This window comes from Pseudomonas sp. WS 5071 (assembly GCF_012985765.1).
Taxonomy (GTDB): Bacteria; Pseudomonadota; Gammaproteobacteria; order Pseudomonadales; family Pseudomonadaceae; genus Aquipseudomonas; species Aquipseudomonas lundensis_A.
Map to the genome: position 1 here is coordinate 1 of NZ_JAAQWY010000100.1, position 534 is coordinate 534.

Genomic DNA, 534 nt, shown 5'->3' on the forward strand with positions numbered 1-534 from the left:
GGAGTTGTTTTACGGGTTGATTCAGGACGGCAACGACATGTGGAACGCAGCGTTCTTCTGCGGCTCCTGTGCGATTTTGCGGCGTTCGGCGCTCGAAGAAATCGGCGGTTTTGCCGTCGAAACCGTGACCGAAGACGCCCACACGGCGCTGCGCCTGCACCGCAGGGGCTGGAACTCGGCCTACTTGCGCATCCCGCAAGCGGCCGGTCTGGCCACAGAAAGCCTGTCGGCGCATATCGGCCAGCGCATTCGCTGGGCGCGTGGCATGGTGCAGATCTTCCGCACCGACAACCCGCTGCTGGGCAAGGGCTTAAGCCTGTTCCAGCGCATCTGCTATGCCAACGCCATGATGCACTTTTTGTTGGGGCTGCCACGGCTGGTGTTCCTGACCGCGCCGCTGGCGTTTCTGTTGCTGCACGCCTACATCATCTATGCCCCGGCGTTGATGATCTTGCTGTACGTGTTGCCGCACATGATTCACGCCAGCCTGACCAACTCGCGGATGCAAGGCGCCTATCGCCAGACCTTCTGGGG

General features: G+C 61.6%; 1 protein-coding gene. It reads left to right on the plus strand.

All coding sequences use genetic code 11. The annotated features are described in order from the left end of the window. Positions 1-534, plus strand: a 534-nt coding sequence (locus tag HBN61_RS22405) for a glycosyltransferase family 2 protein (RefSeq protein ID WP_170047938.1), incomplete at both ends; no start/stop codon positions are given.